Source organism: Achromobacter sp. NPDC008082 (assembly GCF_042957345.1).
Taxonomy (GTDB): Bacteria; Pseudomonadota; Gammaproteobacteria; order Burkholderiales; family Burkholderiaceae_B; genus Achromobacter; species Achromobacter kerstersii_A.
Map to the genome: position 1 here is coordinate 1,058,398 of NZ_JBIBIB010000001.1, position 18,731 is coordinate 1,077,128.

12 protein-coding genes are annotated in these 18,731 nt (G+C 65.4%); 9 read left to right on the plus strand and 3 right to left on the minus strand.

Annotation, left to right across the window (positions count from 1 at the left end; genetic code table 11):
• Nucleotides 1-2: 2 nt before the first annotated feature.
• From ACFZAI_RS04665 to ACFZAI_RS04680, 4 genes are all read left to right on the plus strand, one after another.
• Nucleotides 3-1,499: a TolC family protein gene (locus ACFZAI_RS04665; protein WP_391565810.1), complete on the plus strand. Its 1,497-nt coding sequence runs from the start codon at nt 3-5 to the stop codon at nt 1,497-1,499.
• A 36-nt stretch (nt 1,500-1,535) separates the two neighbouring features.
• A complete protein-coding gene (locus tag ACFZAI_RS04670; protein WP_391565811.1) occupies nt 1,536-3,020 on the plus strand; it encodes an amidohydrolase family protein in 1,485 nt (494 codons plus the stop codon).
• Nucleotides 3,021-3,180: 160 nt separating this feature from the next.
• Nucleotides 3,181-3,876, plus strand: coding sequence for a response regulator (locus ACFZAI_RS04675; RefSeq protein WP_391565812.1), 696 nt, complete (start codon nt 3,181-3,183; stop codon nt 3,874-3,876).
• Between the two features lie 82 nt (nt 3,877-3,958).
• Nucleotides 3,959-5,221: an EAL domain-containing protein gene (locus ACFZAI_RS04680; protein WP_391565813.1), complete on the plus strand. Its 1,263-nt coding sequence runs from the start codon at nt 3,959-3,961 to the stop codon at nt 5,219-5,221.
• A 39-nt stretch (nt 5,222-5,260) separates the two neighbouring features.
• Here the strand turns inward: ACFZAI_RS04680 and ACFZAI_RS04685 are convergent, their stop codons facing one another.
• On the minus strand, nt 5,261-5,932 hold the full coding sequence (locus ACFZAI_RS04685; protein ID WP_391565814.1) for a response regulator: 672 nt from the start codon (nt 5,930-5,932) through the stop codon (nt 5,261-5,263).
• 329 nt (nt 5,933-6,261) lie between these two features.
• Between ACFZAI_RS04685 and ACFZAI_RS04690 the strand changes: the two genes are divergently transcribed.
• Both ACFZAI_RS04690 and ACFZAI_RS04695 read left to right on the plus strand, forming a co-directional pair.
• Nucleotides 6,262-8,943: an ATP-binding protein gene (locus ACFZAI_RS04690; RefSeq protein WP_391565815.1), complete on the plus strand. Its 2,682-nt coding sequence runs from the start codon at nt 6,262-6,264 to the stop codon at nt 8,941-8,943.
• 50 nt (nt 8,944-8,993) lie between these two features.
• Nucleotides 8,994-12,458: an ATP-binding protein gene (locus tag ACFZAI_RS04695; protein WP_391565816.1), complete on the plus strand. Its 3,465-nt coding sequence runs from the start codon at nt 8,994-8,996 to the stop codon at nt 12,456-12,458.
• A gap of 24 nt (nt 12,459-12,482) precedes the next feature.
• Here the strand turns inward: ACFZAI_RS04695 and ACFZAI_RS04700 are convergent, their stop codons facing one another.
• Nucleotides 12,483-13,373 carry a LysR substrate-binding domain-containing protein gene (locus tag ACFZAI_RS04700; RefSeq protein ID WP_391565817.1) on the minus strand — a complete coding sequence of 297 codons (891 nt, stop codon included), beginning with the start codon at nt 13,371-13,373 and terminating at the stop codon, nt 12,483-12,485.
• 130 nt (nt 13,374-13,503) lie between these two features.
• On the opposite strand from ACFZAI_RS04700, the gene argH reads away from it, so the two are divergent.
• Entirely contained in the window at nt 13,504-15,036 is a 1,533-nt protein-coding gene (gene argH / locus ACFZAI_RS04705; protein WP_391565818.1) for an argininosuccinate lyase, read from the plus strand.
• A 25-nt stretch (nt 15,037-15,061) separates the two neighbouring features.
• On the plus strand, nt 15,062-16,024 hold the full coding sequence (locus ACFZAI_RS04710) for a Bug family tripartite tricarboxylate transporter substrate binding protein (protein WP_391565819.1): 963 nt from the start codon (nt 15,062-15,064) through the stop codon (nt 16,022-16,024).
• A gap of 37 nt (nt 16,025-16,061) precedes the next feature.
• Here the strand turns inward: ACFZAI_RS04710 and ACFZAI_RS04715 are convergent, their stop codons facing one another.
• Complete coding sequence (locus ACFZAI_RS04715; RefSeq protein ID WP_391565820.1) at nt 16,062-17,828, minus strand: alpha/beta hydrolase; 1,767 nt, start codon at nt 17,826-17,828, stop codon at nt 16,062-16,064.
• 131 nt (nt 17,829-17,959) lie between these two features.
• Between ACFZAI_RS04715 and ACFZAI_RS04720 the strand changes: the two genes are divergently transcribed.
• Complete coding sequence (locus tag ACFZAI_RS04720) at nt 17,960-18,727, plus strand: class II aldolase/adducin family protein (protein ID WP_391565821.1); 768 nt, start codon at nt 17,960-17,962, stop codon at nt 18,725-18,727.
• The last annotated feature ends 4 nt before the right edge of the window (nt 18,728-18,731 follow it).

Genomic DNA, 18,731 nt, shown 5'->3' on the forward strand with positions numbered 1-18,731 from the left:
GGATGGAAGTACGGATAGCCTCGGCGGGGCGCGCGGCGGCGATGGGGCTCAGCGCCATTGCGTGCATGATGGCGCTGAGCGCATGCGTGGCCACCGGCAACACGGGTGCGCCCGAGTCGGCGCAACGGCAATGGCAGTCATCCGATGCGCCCGCCGAATGGCGCGCGCTTGCGGTGTCGGGCGCGGCTGCCGCCAATCTGCCCGGTCAGCCGCCGCCGTTGGACCCTGGCCGCGAATACGACCTGCCCGCGCTCATCGACCTGGCGCAGCGCAACAGCCCCGACACCCGGCTGGCATGGAGCCAGGCGCGTCAGGCCGCTTCCGCCGTGGGCATCGCCGACGCCACCTTCCTGCCGATGTTGTCGGCGCACGTGGTGGGCGGCTACATCTCCACGCGCAATCAATTGCCGGAAATTCTGGGGCAACGTCCGCACGTGGATACGAGTTCCAGCGGCGTGGTGCCGCTGGCGACCTTGCAATGGCTGCTGTTCGATTTCGGCCAGCGCAGTGCGTTGCGCGACAGTGCGCGCAGCCTGTCGCTGGGCGCAAACTTTCTCTACAACGGTGCGCACCAGAAGCTGATCTACAGCGTGATGAGCACCTATTACGAACATGATGCGGCGCGTCAGCGCAGTGAGATCGCCAAGGCGTCGCTGGGCAATAGCGAAGCGGTGCTCGCGGCCGTGGAGGCGCGCCGGCGCAACGGCATGGCCACCACCATTGAACTGGCGCAGGTGCGGCAGCTGGTGGCGCAGGCGCGCTTGCGCGTCGTCACGTCGCAAGGCGCCGAACGCAACACGTACCAGGCGCTGGCCGCGGCGGTGGGGGTCGACCCCACCGCCACGCTGCGCATCGCGCCCCTGACGCGGCGGCCGCTGCCCCCGGCGGCCGATGTCGCCAGCCAGGAGATCCTGCACCAAGCGCTGGCCGACCGGCCAGACGTGATGGCGAGCGTGGCGGCGCTGAAAGCGGCGGAGCATTCCGTGGACGCCGCGCGCGCGGACTTTTTGCCCAAGGTGTATCTGGCGGGCTTTGCCGCGGCCGGCAACCGCAACCTGGATGTGGGCAACCTGCCCATTCTTGCGGGCCAGTCGAACGCCAACGGGGTGATCGTGGGGATCAGCGTGCCGATCTTTGATGGCGGACTGCGCAGCTCGCGTTTGCAGGACGCGCGCGAACGCGTACAGGCCTCGCAAGCCGCGCTGTCCAAGTTGCGGATGGAAGCGATGCGCCAGATTGTGGTGGCGTCCACCACGCTGGAATCCGCGTTGCAGGCTAACGAGGCCGCGACAAGCCTGGAGGAAGCCGCCACGCTGACCTACGACGCCGCGCTGGATGCATACCGGCACGGCGTGGGCACCGTCACCGCCGCCACCGAGGCCGCCAATGGGCTGCTGGCTGCGCGCAGTGCGCGGGCCGATGCGTATTCCGCCGCCTTGACCGGCGCGGCCACCCTGGCTTTTTCGTTGGGGCGCATCAACGCCGACAGCGCGCAATAAGTCTTCAGACACGAATTCAACCCGGGAGAATCCTTCATGTTCGATGTGGATGCCACGTCCATCAACCGGCTAAGCGCCGTCAACTGCGGCTGCCACAACCCGGCCGCCGCCCGCATCAACGCGCTGTACGCCGTGCATGAAGCAGCATCGGCGAATCTTGGTGGCGGAGCGGCCGGCGCCGCCGCAGCATCGGCTGCCGCAGCATCGGCCACCGCCACCGCCCCTCACTGCACCGCCTCACCGCATCCCGCCGCCGCCCACCCGCCCATCGCCTTTGTGAACGTGCGCATTTTCGATGGCGTTTCGGACGAACTCCTATCCGGCATGCGCGTGCTGGTGCAAGGGCGCCAGATCAAGGCGGTGGAGCCGCAATCGCTGCCGCTGCCGGAAGGCTGCCAAGTGATCGACGGCAAGGGCGGCGTGCTGATGCCCGGCTTGATCGACGCGCACTGGCACTCCATTCTGGCGCGCCCCAGCATCCTGATGGCCATGACCGCCGACTTCAACTACGTGCATACGATGGCGGTCGTGGAGGCGGGCGCGACGCTGATGCGCGGCTTCACCACCGTGCGCGACATGGGAGGCCCGGCCTTTGGCCTGAAGCGCGCCATCGACGAAGGCCTGACGCCGGGGCCGCGCATCTATCCGTCGGGCGCGTTCCTGAGCCAGACCTCCGGCCATGGCGATTTCCGGCTGCTGTCCGATCTGCCGCGCGCACCGGACGGCGGGCTGACCTATGCGGAAAAAGTCGGCGTTACCGCGATCTGCGACGGGGCTGACCAGGTGCTGCTGCGCGCGCGTGAACAGCTGATGCGCGGCGCATCGCAACTGAAGTACATGGCGGGCGGCGGCGTGATGTCTTCCTACGATGGGCTGGACGTGACCGAGGGCTCGTTGCAAGAGCTGAAGGCGGCCGTGACCGCGGCGGAAAACTGGGGCACCTACGTGACGGTGCACGCCTACACGTCGCGCGCGGTCGGCATGGCGCTGGATGCGGGCGTGCGTTGTATCGAGCACGGCCAGATGATCGACGAAGACACCGCGCGCCGCATTGCGGACATGGGGGTCTGGTGGAGCTTGCAGCCCTTCCTGGACGACGAAGACGCCGTGCCCACGCAATCGCCGTCATCGCGTGAGAAGCAGCTGGCCATGGTCGCCGGCACCGACCGCGCCTACGAGATGGCGCGCCGCCTGGGCATCAAAACGGCGTGGGGCACCGACACGCTGTTCGATGCGCGGCTCGCCACACGCCAAGGCGCGCAACTGGCCAAGATGAGCCGCTGGTATGGCGCCGCCGAGGTGCTGCGTATGGCGACCAGCGTGAATGGTGAGCTGTGCGCCATGGCCGGCCCGCGCAATCCGTATCCCGGCAAGCTGGGCGTGGTGCAAGCAGGCGCCATGGCCGACCTGCTGGTGGTGGACGGCAACCCGCTTGAAAACCTGCAACTGATCGCGCAACCCGAGCAAAGCCTGCGCGTGATCATGAAGGACGGCAAGGTCTGCAAACATGCGCCGGGCTAGAAAATTGGGGGAATAACCCCGTAAATCCGCCCCTATTTGAATTTCGTACCAGTCCGATTGGATTGGGCGCAGTGAGAGACAAGTACGAGATAAGTGCGGGCGTTCGGCTACTACATTGGCTGCATTTGGACCTGACAAAGCCCAGGAGGCTGGATGCGCCATGCAGATATCTCTCATCATTGCCGATGATCATCCCGCCCTGATCACCGGCGTCAAGCACGAACTGGCGGATTTCCACACCATCTCCATCGTTGGCACGGCCAGCAACTCGACGGAAACGTTTGAGTTGCTGGCGAAGTCGCACTGCGACGTGCTCGTGACCGACTACGTGATGCCCGGCGGCGAGTTCGGCGATGGCATGACCATGCTGTCGTTCCTGCGCCGCCGTTATCCCGACCTGAAGATCATCGTGTTCACGACCATCGACAACCGCGCCATGGTGGCCGAGATGGTGAAGATCGGCGCGCATGCGGTGTTGAGCAAGGTGGATGTGATCGGGCATCTGATCTCGGCCATCCATGCGGTGTACGCAGGCGCGACCTATTTTTCGCCGAAGTTCCGTTCATCCACCACCGTCGGCCGCGTGGCGCAGATTGACCCCGCGCAGAAGCTCACGCGCCGCGAGACCGAAGTGGTGCGCCTGTATGTGTCGGGCGTTTCCATCAACGAGATCGCCAGCCAGTTCAATCGCAGCAAGCAAACCATCAGTTCGCAGAAGACCAGCGCCATGCGCAAGCTGGGCATCGAACGCGATGTCGAGCTGTTTCGCTTTGCCTACGAAACGGGGCTGTTGACCGAAGGCGGCGCGCCGGGCGAGCCGGACAAGATGGACGCGCTGCTGGCCGAACACGAGTAGCGCGACGCGCCGTTTTGGTACTAGTCAGATTGTTCGCCCAGGGGCGTCAGACCATACTGCGTCCACTATGCGAGGCGTCAATATGGTTCATCAAACTTCCCTTCAACGGCCGGGTCCTGTCAGCGGCTTGGCCGTCATCACACTAGGTTGCGCGCCGGGCAACGCCTCGGCGTTGAACGCGTTGCTTGATGGCGGCGCCTTGCGCACGTTGCGCAGCGCCTGCGGCCTGGATGCGCTGGCCATCGCGCTGCGCGAGCAGGCGGCCGATCTGGTCGTATGTGAAGTGACGGGTGTTGCCTGCGAAGGGCTGCTGGTGCCGGGGCGCCTGCAAGGCGAAGTGCAAGCCGGCCGCCTGCCGCGTATGCCCGCCGTGCTGTGGATCAGCGATTTACCGCGCTGTGTGCTGGACGCCTATGCCAGCGGGCTGCGCGCCGCGGGCGCCGTGATCGACATCGTGCGCAGCGCCGCGTTCATTCCGGCCGCGCTCGCCCGCTTTACGCAGTGGCAAGCGCCGGTGAAGCCGTGCGCGCCCGCGCCGCGGTTTACCGACGAAGCGTTGATTCTGGCGTTGGGCGAGAAGGACGGCATGCGCGTGGTGTTGCAGCCGCAAGTCGATCTGGCGACGGGAAGCATTCTTGGCGCCGAGGCGTTGATCCGATGGCGTCATCCGCAGGCGGGCGATGTGCCGCCTTCGGAGTTCGTGCGGGCGATCAGCCGGCTGTCGATGGACCCGATGCTGTTCCACTTCGTGACGGAACGCGCGCTGGATGTGCAGGCGCAGTTGGCGGGCAAGGGCGTGTCGCAACGTATTTCCGTGAATGCTTCGGTGTCGACGTTGTCGGCCCCGGGCGTTGCGCTCAGTCTCGAAACCCGCACCAAGCGCCGCGGAATTTCGCCTGAACTGATCACCGTCGAGATCACTGAAGATGAAACCATTCAGGACAAGACGGCCCTGGATGCGGGATTGCGACGGCTGCGCGCGTGCGGCTTTGGCGTCAGCATGGATGACTTCGGCACGGGCGCGTCCACGCTGGAACGCCTGACGCGCTTGCCGTTCAGTGAAATCAAAATCGACCAGTCGTTTGTGAAACGGCTGCAATCCGACCCGGCTTCGCATGCCGTCGTAAGCGCTGCGTTGGGGCTGGGGCGCGCGCTGGGGCTGGCGGTGGTTGCCGAAGGGATCGAAACGCAGGAGCAGGCGCACCAACTGCACGCGCTGGGCTGCCGCATCGGTCAGGGGTATGGGCTCGCGCGGCCGATGGAGGTGGACGCTTTCATTGAACGCGTTCTGCCGGCGTCTTCATGCATGCGCCTGACGGCGCGGCGCGAAAAGGCGGTGGCGTGAGGGATGCCAGGCGTCGTCGCGGCGTGGCCGTACGGCGCATCAAGCCTGCTGCGGCTCGCCATCGCCCGCATCGGACGCGACGGTGATGCCGGTTTCAAAGGCGAAGCGGAACAGATCGGCTTCGCGTTCGATGCCCAGCTTGCGCATGGCGCTGGCCTTCTGAGAGCTGATGGTCTGTTTGGACCGGCTCAGGCGCGCGGCGATTTCGTTGACCGACATGCCCGACACATACAGGCGGACGACTTCGAGTTCGCGCTTAGTCAGGTCGGGGCCGGCGCTGCGCGGCTTGGTTGACGCGGCCGATGCGCCGATGCCTTCGGAAGGAAAGTAGCGCGCGCCCGCGTAGACCGCATGAATGGCCGAGATCAGCTGGCTGGTCTCATGCGCCTTGCTCAACACGGACTTCACGCCCAGCTTGGACAGCTCTTGCACGATGGCCGGGTTATCCAGCGTTGTGAAGACCACGATCTTCACATCGGGAAAATGGCGCCGCAGGTACGAAATGAACATGATGCCGTCGCCGTGCGCGCCGCCTGGCATCGCGTAGTCGGTCACCAGCACATCGCAGGGCGTGCTGTCGAGCAATTCGACCAGTTGGCCGGAGTCGCGCGCCACACCCTGAATGGCGATGGACGGTATGCAATCCAGTTCGTGCTTGATGCCCGCAAGCAGGGCGGGATGGTCATCGGCGAGCAAGACATGAATCTTCATGGCGCGGCGTGTGGCCTGCGAGGGCCGTCGGGGCAGGGGTGACGAAAGAAATGTAGCGTAATCCGCCGGATTCGGCAGGATTTTTTGCAGGCAATTTCGGCCTGTCGTCCCGGTACGAATCCGATGCCAAGCGGCCTCGGACAGGTACGGAACTTGACCCAAACGCCACGTTATTCGTACGGGGCATCACATAATCTTTGACTTTACATAGGACGGGACCCGAAAGGGCCTGTGGCGCGAGCGTGTCCTCCGACAGCAACCTTAAAACCTTGATGAACCTTCGCCGGTATCAGCGACGTTTGCTGTTTGGTGGAGGCCTGGCAAGCACGTTGATCGCATTGATGATTCTTGGCATGGGCGTGCGCACGGGCATCAATGCGCATATTGAAGCGCAGCGCCGCGCGTTCGCGCTGGGCCATGCCCTGGTCGTGGAGAACGGACCCCGGGCGCTGGTCGACCCGGCCAGGATCACGGGCATGCAGGGCATTGCGATGATCGTCGATGAAAAAGGCGAGGTCACCGAATGGGTCGGCGACTGCTGCGATGGCGGGCAGGCGCCCACGCGCGAAACGTTGCAGCGCGTGGCGGCCGTTGGCCGCGAGCACCAGCAGGACTGGCATGACCAGGGGCTGTTCATCGTGTCGCAAGGCCTGGACGACAAGCACGTGCTGGTGTTCGCGTATGCCGGCAGCAGCATTGCGGCCGCCGCCAGCGAAGACGTATTCGTCGACATGATGCTGACGCTGCCGACGCTGGGCATGATGTGGCTGTTATTGATTTCGTTGAAGCTGCGTGTGTTCAGGCCGCTGCTGGAATGGTCCCGGCGCGTGTACGAAGGGGAAAAGCTCAGCCGCACGCTGATCGATACCGCGCCTGTCGGGCTGGGGCTGATCTCGTTGGATACCGGCAAGGCGCTGCTGTGCAGCCCGGCTATGGCGCAGATCGCCGCGCGCATCGCGCCGGGCGAAGACGCACTGCCCGATGCGTGCATTCAATTGCACCAGGCGCATGTGGCGCGCGGTGACGTCAGCTGGCGGCAAGGCACGTTCAACGAAGACCTGCAATTCGATACGCGGGACCGCATCGGCCTGGACTTGTCGGTCAGCATGGTTCGCGCGCGCTATCAGGGAAAGAACGTGTTGGTCACGGCGTTCACGGACGTCACGGCGAAAAGCCGGGTGGAGCAGCAGCTGCGCAAGGCGCGGCAGGCGTCGGATCGCGCCAACGCGGCGAAGTCCGCTTTTCTGGCGGCGATGAGCCATGAAATCCGCACGCCGCTGAACGCTATCCTTGGCAATCTGGAACTGCTGTCGCATTCGGCGCTGGATGCCCCGCAGCGCGACCGGTTGCGCACGATACGGGCGGCGTCTGACGGCCTGTTGGCCATCGTCAGCGATGTGCTGGATTTCTCGAAGATCGAGGCGGGTGAACTGCGGCTGGAGTCGATCGAATTCGACGTGCTGGAAGTGGCCGCGCAAGCGCTGCGGGTGTTCACGCCCACCGCGCGCGGCAAGGGGCTGGCCTTGACGGGCCAACTGGGCGGCACCGTGACCTTGCCCATGCGGGGAGACCCGACGCGGCTGGGGCAGATCATCAACAACCTGCTGTCCAATGCGGTCAAGTTCACGGAGCAGGGGGGCGTGGCGCTGTCCTTGACCATCGACGAGGCGCAGGCGTCGCTTGTCATGACCGTGGAGGATACGGGCATCGGCATGTCGGCCGAGCAGTTGTCCCGATTGTTTCGCGCGTTCAGCCAGGCCGATCCGACGATCAACCGCCGCTTCGGCGGTACTGGCCTGGGCCTGGCGCTGTGTTCCAGGTTGGCGCAGGCCATGGGCGGCACCCTGTCGGTGCAAAGCGAAGCGGGGCGAGGCAGCCAGTTTACGTTGCGCCTGCCATTGGGCGACTGCGAACAGGTGCGGCAAACGCCGTGCTTTGAGGGCGAGCGCGTGGCGCTGCTGGCGGTGTGCCCTTCGGCGCGGGCTTATGTGGGCCGCAGCCTTCAGGCATGGGGCCTGCGCGTCGAGACCTATGCGCATCCGGCGGCGCTGACGCCGGATAGCTTGGGCACGTTCGCGGCGGTGGTGCTGTGGGGCGAGCGGCATGCGTGGCAGGTCGATGATGAGAACCGCCTGGTCGAGGAAGCGCCGTGGGTGATTGATTGCGGTGCAGACGGGCCGACAGACCCGGTGGTGATGGGCCGCGTGCTGAGCGTGTCGATGATCGGTTTGAAAGGGCTGGCAAGCAGCTTGGGCCATGCCTTGCTCGGCACGCCGCTCAGCGCGCCGGATGTGCGGCGGCCGGTGCTTGCGCGGCGGCTGAACGTGTTGGTCGCCGAAGACAACCCGGTGAACCAGCGCTTGTTCGAGGAGCAGCTGCGGGTGCTGGGCTGCGTGCCGACGGCGGTCGAAAATGGCGTGCAGGCGCTGGCGTGCCTGGAGCAGGCGCCGTTTGATGTATTGCTGACGGATCTGGCCATGCCGGAGATGGACGGCTACGCGCTGGCGCAGGCGGCGCGTGCGCGCTGGCCGGCCATGCCGGTTTTGGCGGCCAGTGCGCACATGACGCCCCTTGAGCGGGTGCGTTGCCAGCAGGCGGGCGTGGCGCTGGTGCTGGGCAAGCCCTTGCCGCTGGGCGAGCTGGCGCATGCGCTGTCCGACGTTACCGGCGTGCGGACGCGGCGTCTGGAGGTGGGTGAGCCGCGCAGCTTCCTCGGCGGCCGCGCCATGAGTGAGGACTTGACGCGCACGTTCCATCAGGCGTGCGAGTCGGCGCTGGCGGAAATCGGCCAGGGCAGGCAGGCGGGGAATATCCCGCAATTGTTGGCGGAGCTGCACAAGCTGCGCGGCATGCTGGATGTCTTCGGCGAACCCGGGTTAAGCCGGCTGGCCGCGGATGCCGAAACCTGCCTGAAGACGGGGCGTGGGCTGGACATGGCCGAAGGGCTGCTCGACGCGCTGGCCGAGGGGCTGGCGCGCGCCTCTTCCCCGCAGGAGCGCGTCACGTCATAATCGGCGCGACTCCCCTCATGGCGTTAGCGCCCTCCCGGCATTCCCGACTCATGACGACTCCCGAGCAAAGCAGTGTATTGGCCCGTTTGCGCCGCTATCAGCACTTGCTGGTCATGGGGGGCGGAGCGGTCATCACGATAGTGGTGCTGGTGGCCGGCCTGATCGAGGTGGCGGCCTCGGTCAATGCCTATCTGGCGCGCATGAAGGAAGAAGTGTCGATCGACATGCGCCGGTCCATGGATTTCACGACGCGCGCCGTGGCCACGTTGCGCAACAACGTCCTGAACATGGAGCTGGCCTGGAGCTCCGCGGACGCCGACAAGCAGGATCGCGAGGCGCCATTCGGCCCCGACGGGCTGGTGCGCGTGCAGCCGGATGCGGATGGCCCGCCGTTGCTGGTGTTGCGCAGCGATGCCGCCGCCAGCGCCACGGATGCGTGGCGCTACGTGCGGCTGGCGCGCAGAATGGCCGCCACCACCGCAAGAGTCGCCGCGCGTAACGCAGGCGATCTCACCGTGTACCTGGTCAGCGCGGATCGCCAAACGTTGATTCTGTCTGTGTTGCCGTGGGGCGGCAGCGCATGGCAGGACAAGGTGGCGGCCGAGCGGTCCGCCCTCTTTGCGGCGCTGGCGTCCGCCGACGGCGCCGGCATTGCGCCGCCCGAAGGCGGTTGGCGCGACGCCGCCACGGGCGCGCCCCGGTTCCGCTGGCTCACGCCTTACGAAAGTCCGCTGACCGGCAAGCAAGCCGTGCGCATCGTGACGCAATTGCGCAGCGAAGACGGTACGCCGTTTGGCACGCTGGTGTACGAAATGCCGCTAAGCGCGCTGGCCGAACATTTGCCCGAAACCAGTTTCGCAGGCGCGTGCCTGGTGCTGGCGCCCGATGGCACGCTGATCGTCGCGTGCCCGGATGCCGTATCGCCCACGCTGGCGCCCTTGGCCCGCCAGGCGCAGGCTGACGGGCTGGACCCGCCGTCGCGCAACGTGTTTCTGGAAGGGCATGTGTTATCCGGCTGGCCCTTGCTGCCGACCGGGTGGACGCTGGTGCACGCGCAGTCCTGGCGCGACATCCTGGCCGGGGTGCGCACGCAGATCATCCTGGCTGCGCTGACGTCGGCCGTCATCATTGCGCTGACGTGGGCGCTGCTGCTGCTCGTGAAGTGGCGCGTGTTCGTGCCGGCGGTGCGGCAGTCGCAGCGCGTATTCGATAGCGAACAATTGAGCCGGACGCTGGTGGAAACGGCGCCCGTCGGGCTGGGGCTGATCACGGCGAATACGGGGCAGCCGCTGTTGCGCAGCCCGTCAATGATTGCCACGAACAGCCGCGTGGTGGTCGACGGGCCAAGCCTGTCCTACGCGTTGTCGCGGCATTATTTGCAGCACGAAAAACAGGCCGCTCCACCACACGGCGGTGCGGCCGTCTTTGACGACGACCTGACGTTTTTCACGCGCGACGGCCAGCGGCTGGACTTGTCGGTGAGCATGGTCCGCGCCCGCTATCAGGACGAAGACGTCCTGGTGACGGCGTTTACCGACGTGACGGCCAATAAGCAGCTGGAACAAGAGCTGCGCAACGCGCGGCAGGCGGCGGATTTAGCCAATGCCGCCAAGTCCGCCTTCCTGGCCGCCATGAGCCACGAGATCCGCACGCCGCTCAACGCGGTGCTGGGCAACCTGGAATTGCTGGCCTACTCGCCGCTGGACGAATTGCAGCGCGACCGCCTGAACACCATCCGCAATGCGTCTGACGGCCTGTTGGCGGTGGTGAGCGACGTGCTCGATTTCTCAAAGATCGAGGCTGGCGAACTTCAGTTGGAAGACGTGGAGTTCGATGTGCTGGAGCTGGCCTCGCAGACCCTGATGGTGTTTGCTCCCGTGGCGCGCGCGAAAAAGCTGGCGCTGGCCGGAGAGCTGGGCGACACCCTGACCTGGCCGCTGCGAGGGGACCCCGCGCGGCTGGGGCAGGTGATGAACAACCTGTTGTCCAACGCGATCAAGTTCACTGAGACGGGGCAGGTGACGCTGCGCGTGTCTCGCGACGCGGCGCGCTCGCAAGTGCTGATCGAGGTTGAGGACACGGGTATCGGCATCAGCGCGGATCAGTTGCCGGCGCTGTTTCAGGATTTCATGCAGGCGGACGCAACGATCACCCGGCGCTTTGGGGGCACCGGTTTGGGCCTGGCGTTGTGCCAGCGGCTGGCGCAGGCCATGGGCGGCACGCTGGGCGTGCAAAGCCAACCTGGCGTGGGCAGCCGTTTCACGTTGCGCTTGCCGTTGCGCGATGGCGCATCGCCGGTCAGCGAGCGTCCGCGTTTCGATGGCGAATCCGTGCTGCTGGTGGCGGCAATGGAAGCCGAGCGCACGCGGCTGGGCGGCATCTTGCAAGCGTGGGGCGTGAACGTGACGAGCTACGCGCATCCGGCCTTGATTGCGCAAGAATCGGTCGAAGACGCCAGCGCGCTTGTGTTCTGGGGCGATCGCAAGACCTGGCATTCCAGCGACGAGAACCGCTTGGTGGAGGACGCGTCCTGGGTGGTCGAGTGCAGTGAAGACGGGCCGGCCCAGCCGGTGGCGTCCGGCCGCGTGGTCAGCGCGTCGGTATATGGCCTGCACGGGCTGGCGAGCGGCTTGCAGTATGCCTTGCAAGGCCGCGCCCTGGCCGCGCAGGCGGTGAACGGCATGGTGCTGGGCAAACGTCTGCGTGTGCTGGTCGCCGAAGACAACGTCGTGAACCGCAAGCTGTTCGAAGAGCAGCTTGCCTTGTTGGGCTGCGACGCCACCGCCGTGCCGGATGCCGAGCAGGCCTTGGCGTGCCTGGAGCAGGACTCGTTCGATGTGTTGCTGACGGACTTGGCCATGCCGGGCCAAGACGGTTTTGCGCTGGCGCGGCAGGTGCGTCAGCGTTGGCCCGCGATGCCGGTGATGGCCGCCACCGCCAATGTGACGCCGCAAGAGCGCGAAGCGGGCGAGCGCGCCGGCATGGCGCGGGTGCTGGGCAAGCCGTTGTCATTGGCCGATCTGGGCTTGGCGTTGTCAGAGGTTGCGGGCTTGCCGCCCGTGCGGCGCGACGCGTTGGCCGGCAGTGGCCTGTTGGGCGGCCGCGCCGTGGCGGACGCCACCTGGCAAGTGTTCGTGCAGTCTTGCCGCGATGCGGTGCAGGTCTTGCAGAACGGGCTGCGCGCGGAAGACGGCCCCCGGTTGCTGGCGGAACTGCACTCAGTGGGTGGCGCGTGCTCGGTGTTTGGCTTGAACGACATCGCAGCGCGTGGCGCGGCGCTCGCGCAATCGATTTCGGCGCAGGGCGTGCGCGCGTGCGAAGCCGGCATTCATGCGTTGGGCGATGCGCTGCTGGCGGTGGTGCTGCACGAGCCGCTGCATCTGGTCAACGTTGCCGATCAGATCATCGCGCGGCTGGAAGCCCGTGATGGCAGCGCCGATGCGGCAAGCATCGCCGAACTGGCCAAGACGTTGCGCGCGGGCCTGCATGACCGCGGCCGCAGCCGTGAAGGGTAGAGGGTAAGGGGAAATGGGTAAGCATCACGCACTGGCGCTCAGGGCTTTGAACACGTCCCGCACGCACGTTTCCATTTGCCGGGCAGGGCTGCTGACAGGGAAATGATCTGAGCTGACCGCATAGCTGTGGAATTCGATTTTTTCGGAAAACGGAATCTCGCGTAAGTCAGGCAGGCTTAACGCGCGCGACACAACGGGGTTCACGATCGACACGCCCAGGCCCTTGCCCACCATGGTGCAGATGGTGGTGGCGTACGGGGTTTCGATCGAGAGGATTCTGGCGTCGTCGGAAAAATGCCGGTCGATGGCGGCGCGGTTGAAACTGCCGGAGGGCAGGCAGATGAAGTTTTCGCCGGTGAAGTCAGCGGGGCTCAGCCGCTTCTTGCGCGCCAGACGGTGCGTGCGCGTCACGATACCCACGCCGTACGCGGTATTGATTCTTTCGTATTGCAAGCCAGGCACATCGGTCTGGATGGAACAGAATCCGATGTCGCAAAACCCCGTGGCCATCCATTTGGCGACGACGTCGGAGCCGCCTGTGTTGACCACGACGGAGACGTCGGGGAACGTTTCGCGAAACAAGCGGATGGCGTCGGGCAGGACGCACTGCGTGATGGACCCGACCGCGCCCACCCGCAGCAGCCCGGTGCCACGCCGGCGGATTGAGTTGGCGCTGTCATTCAGCGATTCCAGGCCGATGAATGCGCGTTCCACGTCGGTGTAGAACGCATCGGCTTCGGGTGTGGGGATCAGCCGCGTGCCGACGCGTTTGAACAGCACAAAGCCCAGCGTCGCCTCAAGCAGCGCGATCCAGCGGCTGATGTTCGGCTGCGACGTATGCATCAGCCCGGCGGCGGTGGTCATGGACCGCGTCATCATGACGGCGCGGAAAGCTTCAATCTGCTTGAAATTCATGGGCGGCTACATGCAAATAGGCGGAGATCAAATCATATCAATTCTGTATTCGAAGCTATGAAAAACTGATTTGACGCATGAATTGGCGCGGGCGGAGACTACGGTTTTACATGCTTAGACCGACCCGAAAATGGAATCCAAAGTCAGCAGCCGCTTGAAGCAACCGCTTGCGCCGGAAGTGCTTCAGCATATTTTTCTTCCGCGCTTGAATCGCGAGTTTTTCGCTAACTTCGAGATGCTGAACCAGATCAATCTTGCGCATCTGGTGATGCTGCACGAACAAGGCATTCTGGATCACGACGCGTCGGTTGAGCTGGCCCGCGCGCTGCTCAAGATGCAGTCGGACGGGCCGGACGGCATTGAGCTGGACCCGGCGCGCGAAGAAGCCTACTTCAACTACGAAGCGCACCTGATCAAGCTGGTGGGGCAAGCGTTGGGCGGCCGCCTGCACACGGCGCGCAGCCGCAACGATATCGGCGCCACCATTGACCGCATCCGTGCGCGGGATTTCGCGTCGCGGATTGCGACGGCGCTGATCGGCGTAGCCGACGCGGCATTGGCGCGGGCCGAGCAATATGCCGACTGCGTGATGCCCGGCTACACCCATATGCAAGCCGCGCAGCCCATCACGTATGGCTACTACCTGTCGGCGCTGGTCGATGCCTGGTCACGCGATGTCGCGCGCTTGCTGCATGCCTTGGACACCGCGGATGCCTCGCCCTTGGGCGCTTGCGCGCTGGCGGGCACGTCGTTCCCGATCAACCGCGACGCAACCAGTGCGATGCTGGGCTTTACGCAGCCCTTGGCCAATGCGCTGGACGGCGTGGCGTCACGCGATTTCGCGTTGGAACTGAGCGCGACGCTGTCGATCATGATGATCACCAGCAGCCGCATGGTGCAGGACTTTTATATCTGGTCCACGCCAGAGTTCGGTTACCTGAGCTTTCCCGACAGCATCGCCAGCACCTCCAGCATCATGCCGCAGAAGAAAAACCCGGCGGTGCTGGAATACCTGCGCGGCAAGACGGGCCATGTGATCGGGTTGACGGCCGCGGCGTTTTCCACCGTGAAGTCCACGCACTTCACGCACTCGGGCGACAGCAGCCGGGAAAGCACGCGCACGTGCTGGGAGGCCTGCGACGAAGCGTTGAAAGCTCTGGCGCTGATCCAGTTGCTGGTGGAAAAGGTGGAGCCCAACCGCGCGCGCATGGCGGCCCGCGCGGCCGACGACTTTTCCACCGTGACGGATCTTGCCGACCTGCTGGTGCGCAAGGCCGACGCGTCGTTTCGCGATGCGCATCACATCATCGGCGCCGTGGTGCGCCACGCGCTGGAAGCCGGCATCCCGGCAAAGCACATCACGCCTGCAATGATCAATGCCGCCGCGGCTGAACAACTGGGCCGCGCGGTTGCGCTGCACGAAGACGATATCGCCGCGTGCCTGGACCCCGTGCGAAATGTGGCCGCGCGTGAATCGCTGGGCGGACCGGCGCCGGGCCGCGTGCGCGCGCACATCGCCGAGCAAAGAGGTTTGCTGGACCACTATCGCGGCGTCATCGGCGCGGGGGTTCAGCGTGTGGCCGACGCGCAAGCCTTGTTGCAGCGGCGCGTGGGTAAGCTTGTGTCATCCAAGCCAGCGGAGCGTTCCGTACAGGAAGCCTGACTGGCCCATCATCAAGGGGAAATCAATGCTTAAGACCGTCGCGGCGTTTGCCGCAGCCATGGGGATCAGCCTGGGCGCGCATGCCCAGACGTATCCCGTCAAACCGATAACGCTTGTCGTGCCTTTTGCGCCGGGCGGCACGGTGAACCTGATGGGTCGCTTGCTGGCCAACCGGATGTCGGAATCGCTGGGCCAGCCAGTCATTGTGGAAAACAAGCCGGGTGGGGGCGGCAGCATCGGCGCGAACTTCGTCGCCAAGGCGCCGGCCGACGGCTACACGCTGTTGCTGGCGACGATGGGGCAGCAATCCATCCAGCCGCTGTTGACCAAGAACCTGCCGTACGACGCCAACAGGGATTTTGCGCCGGTCGCATTGTTTTCCACCGTGCCCAATGTGCTGGCCGTCTCGGCCGACACGCCGGCCAAGACCGTGGCCGAGCTGGTTGCGTATGCCAAACAAAACCCCGGCAAGCTGAACATGGCGTCGGCGGGCATGGGGTCCGTCAATCATCTGACGGGGGAATTGTTCATGTACCGCTCAGGCGCGAAGTTCGAGCACGTGCCGTATCGCGGCGCGGGGCCGGCCACGGCAGATTTGCTGTCGGGGCAGGTGCAGGTGCTGTTTGCGAATCTGCCGAATGTGTTGCCTTACATCAAGCCCGGCAAGGTCCGCGTGCTGGCCGTGGCCAGTGAACACCGCAGCGCCGCCATTCCAGGCGTGCCGACCCTGGCGGAAGCGGGCGTGAAGGATGCGGTGGTGGAATCGTGGTACGGCGTCATGGCGCCCGCAGGCACGCCCGAAGACGTGGTGCGCAAGTTGCAGGACACGGTGATGGCCTTGGCCAAAGACCCGTCGATGATCGCGCATCTGGCCGAGCAGGGCGCGGTGCCGTTCGCCGGCACGCGGCAAGACCTGGCCAAGTTGTCTGATGAAGAAACGGTGCGCTGGAAACAGATCATCGACGGCGCGAACGTGCAAACGAATTGAACGGCCCCGGGCGGGGGCGGGCACGCTTGGCTGCCTGTCATCCGCCCCGATTCTCGTATGCGCCTTCCTTGCCGTCCGCATCCCCCATCGCCGCACGCATGCGTTCGGCCAAATGCTGCTTCAGGGTGTCCAGCGCACCGGGCGTCCAACCCGGCGCGCCCGTCACGGCCAGCCACGCGTCCACATAGTGCTGCGGCGCGTAGACGTGGCCATAACCCATGGGCGTTTCGGTGCTGACGGACATATCCAGCGCCAGCTGCAACATCGTCACGACCGGCACCCAGCGCAGCTCGGGCGACACATCCGGCCCGTAGGGCGGGTCCATCCAGGCGGGGCGGCGGTACAGGTCGCGGTAGTCAAAGAAGGTGACGGCGTCGCTGGCATATTGCAGGAACACGATGCGCATCGGCCCCCAAGGCGCATCGGCAGGCACGGGCGACCCGTGTTGATTCATGAAGCGCACGAAGCTGCCGTCGCGCAGTTGCGGCAGCCAGGCCGGGGAGTCCGGGTTGCGGGCGTCAGTAATCGCGCGCCAGATGCGGCTTTCAAAGGGCGGGCCGCTCCAGAGCGCGCCGTGGATGGGGTCCCCGATCATTTCAAAGAGCTCGGCGGACCGCGCGGAATTCATCGCGCCCAGGCTCAGGCCGTGCAGATACAGCTTGGGCCGCTGGTCTCGGGGCAGGGTAGTCCAATACCCGTACACCGCACTGAACAGCGCACGCGCCGCTTCCGATCCGTATTCGGGTTGGGCCAGCAAGGACAGCGGGCTGGAGAGGTACGAATACTGCAAGGCGACGCTTGCCACGTCGCCATGCAGCAGATATTCCACGGAATCCATGGCGGCCGGATCAATCCAGCCCGTGCCGGTGGGCGTGACGACCAGCAGCGTGGACCGCTTGAACGCGCCCACGCGCTTCATCTCTTCAAGCGCCAAGGCCGCCCGCGCCTGGGGCGTATCGGCGCCGCGCAGGCCCACGTACACGCGAATGGGTTCTTGCGCGTCGCGGCCGGTCTGCGTGCGAATGTCGCGGGCGTTCGGGCCGGACGCAATGAATTCGCGGCCGGCGCGCCCCAATTCATGCCAGGCAATCAACGAGCCGGGTCCGCCTGTTTTGGCGCCGTGCGTCGGCTGGGGGCGTTCCGGTTCCAGCAGCGCATCGTATTCACGAAACGACGCATCCAGCACATGCAGCGCGGCGCGGAAAAACACATTGTTGGCCAGCGACCAGAAGATCAGCACCGCAATGGCCGCGCCCGCCACGTTGGCCACCCGCCGCGGCACAACGCGGCGCACCTGTCTGGCCAGAAAGCGCGCCAGCAATTTGAACAGCCGGCCCAGCGCCAGCAGCGCGGTAAACGTGATCAAGGCGGTCGCGCAAACCTTGAAGGGATGGGCGCTGGTGACGGGGTCCATCTGCATCAGCGCGCGGATGGTGTTCTGCCAATCGGCCGCGCGCCACAGGAACAGCGCCAGCACCGACAGGCAAACCACGGTGATGACGGCGTTGACGATGCGCGCCGCGCGGGCGCGGGGTTCGGGCAGTTCCAGATAGGCCCATAGCCAGTGCCACAGCACGCCCAGCCCATAGCCAGCGGCCAGGCACGCGCCGGCCAGCACGCCTTGAGTGAGATAGGTGCGCGGCACCAGCGTGGGCGTGAGCGACGCGGCGAAGAACAAGGTGCCCAGCAGCAGGCCAACGCCGGATAGCGATTCCAGGTGCGACCGGAAAAAGGCGGGAAGGCGATGCGGATGCTGCGTCAATGGGGCGTCCTGATCCGTGGGTTCCGAGGGGGATTCTCGCATGGCCGCCCGTGATTTTCATCTGGTGGACGGCGGCTTGCGCCCTTGCACGTGACCGCGTCAAAAAGAATAAAGTGCGAAACGGGTCCCGTGGCGCGGTCGTTTCGGGATGACATCAATAACAGGAGACGGGAATGGATACGGTAAGCAAGCAGGGCGGCAGCGTGCGTGAACAGGTCAGCGCAACCGAATGGCAGGTGCGCACGGACCTGGCGGCCTTGTACCGGCTGGTGGCGCTGTTCGGATGGGACGATTTGATCTTCACGCACATCACCGCCAAAGTGCCGGGCACCGAACATTTCCTGATCAACCCGTACGGCATGATGTTCGACGAGATCACGGCGTCCAGCCTGGTCAAGATCGACCTGCACGGCAACAAGGTGATGGAATCGGAATACAACATCAACCCGGCCGGCTTCACCATTCACAGCTGTATCCACGCCGCCCGCAAGGACGCGATGTGCGTGCTGCACACCCATTCCATCAATGGCGTGGCGGTGTCGGCGCAGAAGGCGGGCTTGTTGCCTTTGTCGCAGTTCGCGTTCATTGCGCTGCGTTCGCTTAGCTATCACGACTACGAAGGCCTGGCGCTGAACCCGGAAGAGCAGCCGCGTCTGGTCCAAGACCTGGGCGCGAACAACTACATGATCCTGCGCAACCATGGTTTGCTGACGGTGGGCCAGACGATGGCCGAGGCCTTCCAGGCCATGCACCGCCTGGAAGCCGCCTGCATGGCGCAGGTGCGCGCGCAGGCGGGTGGCGGCGAGCTGATCTTCATTCCGCCGGAAGTGCTGGCGCGCGCCGCGGTGGAATCCCCGGCAGACCGGGCCTATAAAGCGTCGCTGGCCTGGCCGGGCTTGCTGCGCCGGCTGGACCGCCGCAATCCGGGCTACGCCGACTAAGGCT

Excerpts from the sequence above, each read along its gene's own strand:
- ACFZAI_RS04715 (WP_391565820.1), bottom strand. The coding sequence starts at position 17,828 with ATGCGAGAATCCCCCTCGGAACCCACGGATCAGGACGCCCCATTGACG.
- ACFZAI_RS04665 (WP_391565810.1), top strand. The coding sequence starts at position 3 with ATGGAAGTACGGATAGCCTCGGCGGGGCGCGCGGCGGCGATGGGGCTC.
- ACFZAI_RS04670 (WP_391565811.1), top strand. The coding sequence starts at position 1,536 with ATGTTCGATGTGGATGCCACGTCCATCAACCGGCTAAGCGCCGTCAAC.
- ACFZAI_RS04680 (WP_391565813.1), top strand. The coding sequence starts at position 3,959 with ATGGTTCATCAAACTTCCCTTCAACGGCCGGGTCCTGTCAGCGGCTTG.
- ACFZAI_RS04675 (WP_391565812.1), top strand. The coding sequence starts at position 3,181 with ATGCAGATATCTCTCATCATTGCCGATGATCATCCCGCCCTGATCACC.
- ACFZAI_RS04710 (WP_391565819.1), top strand. The coding sequence starts at position 15,062 with ATGCTTAAGACCGTCGCGGCGTTTGCCGCAGCCATGGGGATCAGCCTG.
- ACFZAI_RS04685 (WP_391565814.1), bottom strand. The coding sequence starts at position 5,932 with ATGAAGATTCATGTCTTGCTCGCCGATGACCATCCCGCCCTGCTTGCG.
- ACFZAI_RS04720 (WP_391565821.1), top strand. The coding sequence starts at position 17,960 with ATGGATACGGTAAGCAAGCAGGGCGGCAGCGTGCGTGAACAGGTCAGC.
- ACFZAI_RS04695 (WP_391565816.1), top strand. The coding sequence starts at position 8,994 with ATGACGACTCCCGAGCAAAGCAGTGTATTGGCCCGTTTGCGCCGCTAT.
- argH (WP_391565818.1), top strand. The coding sequence starts at position 13,504 with ATGGAATCCAAAGTCAGCAGCCGCTTGAAGCAACCGCTTGCGCCGGAA.
- ACFZAI_RS04700 (WP_391565817.1), bottom strand. The coding sequence starts at position 13,373 with ATGAATTTCAAGCAGATTGAAGCTTTCCGCGCCGTCATGATGACGCGG.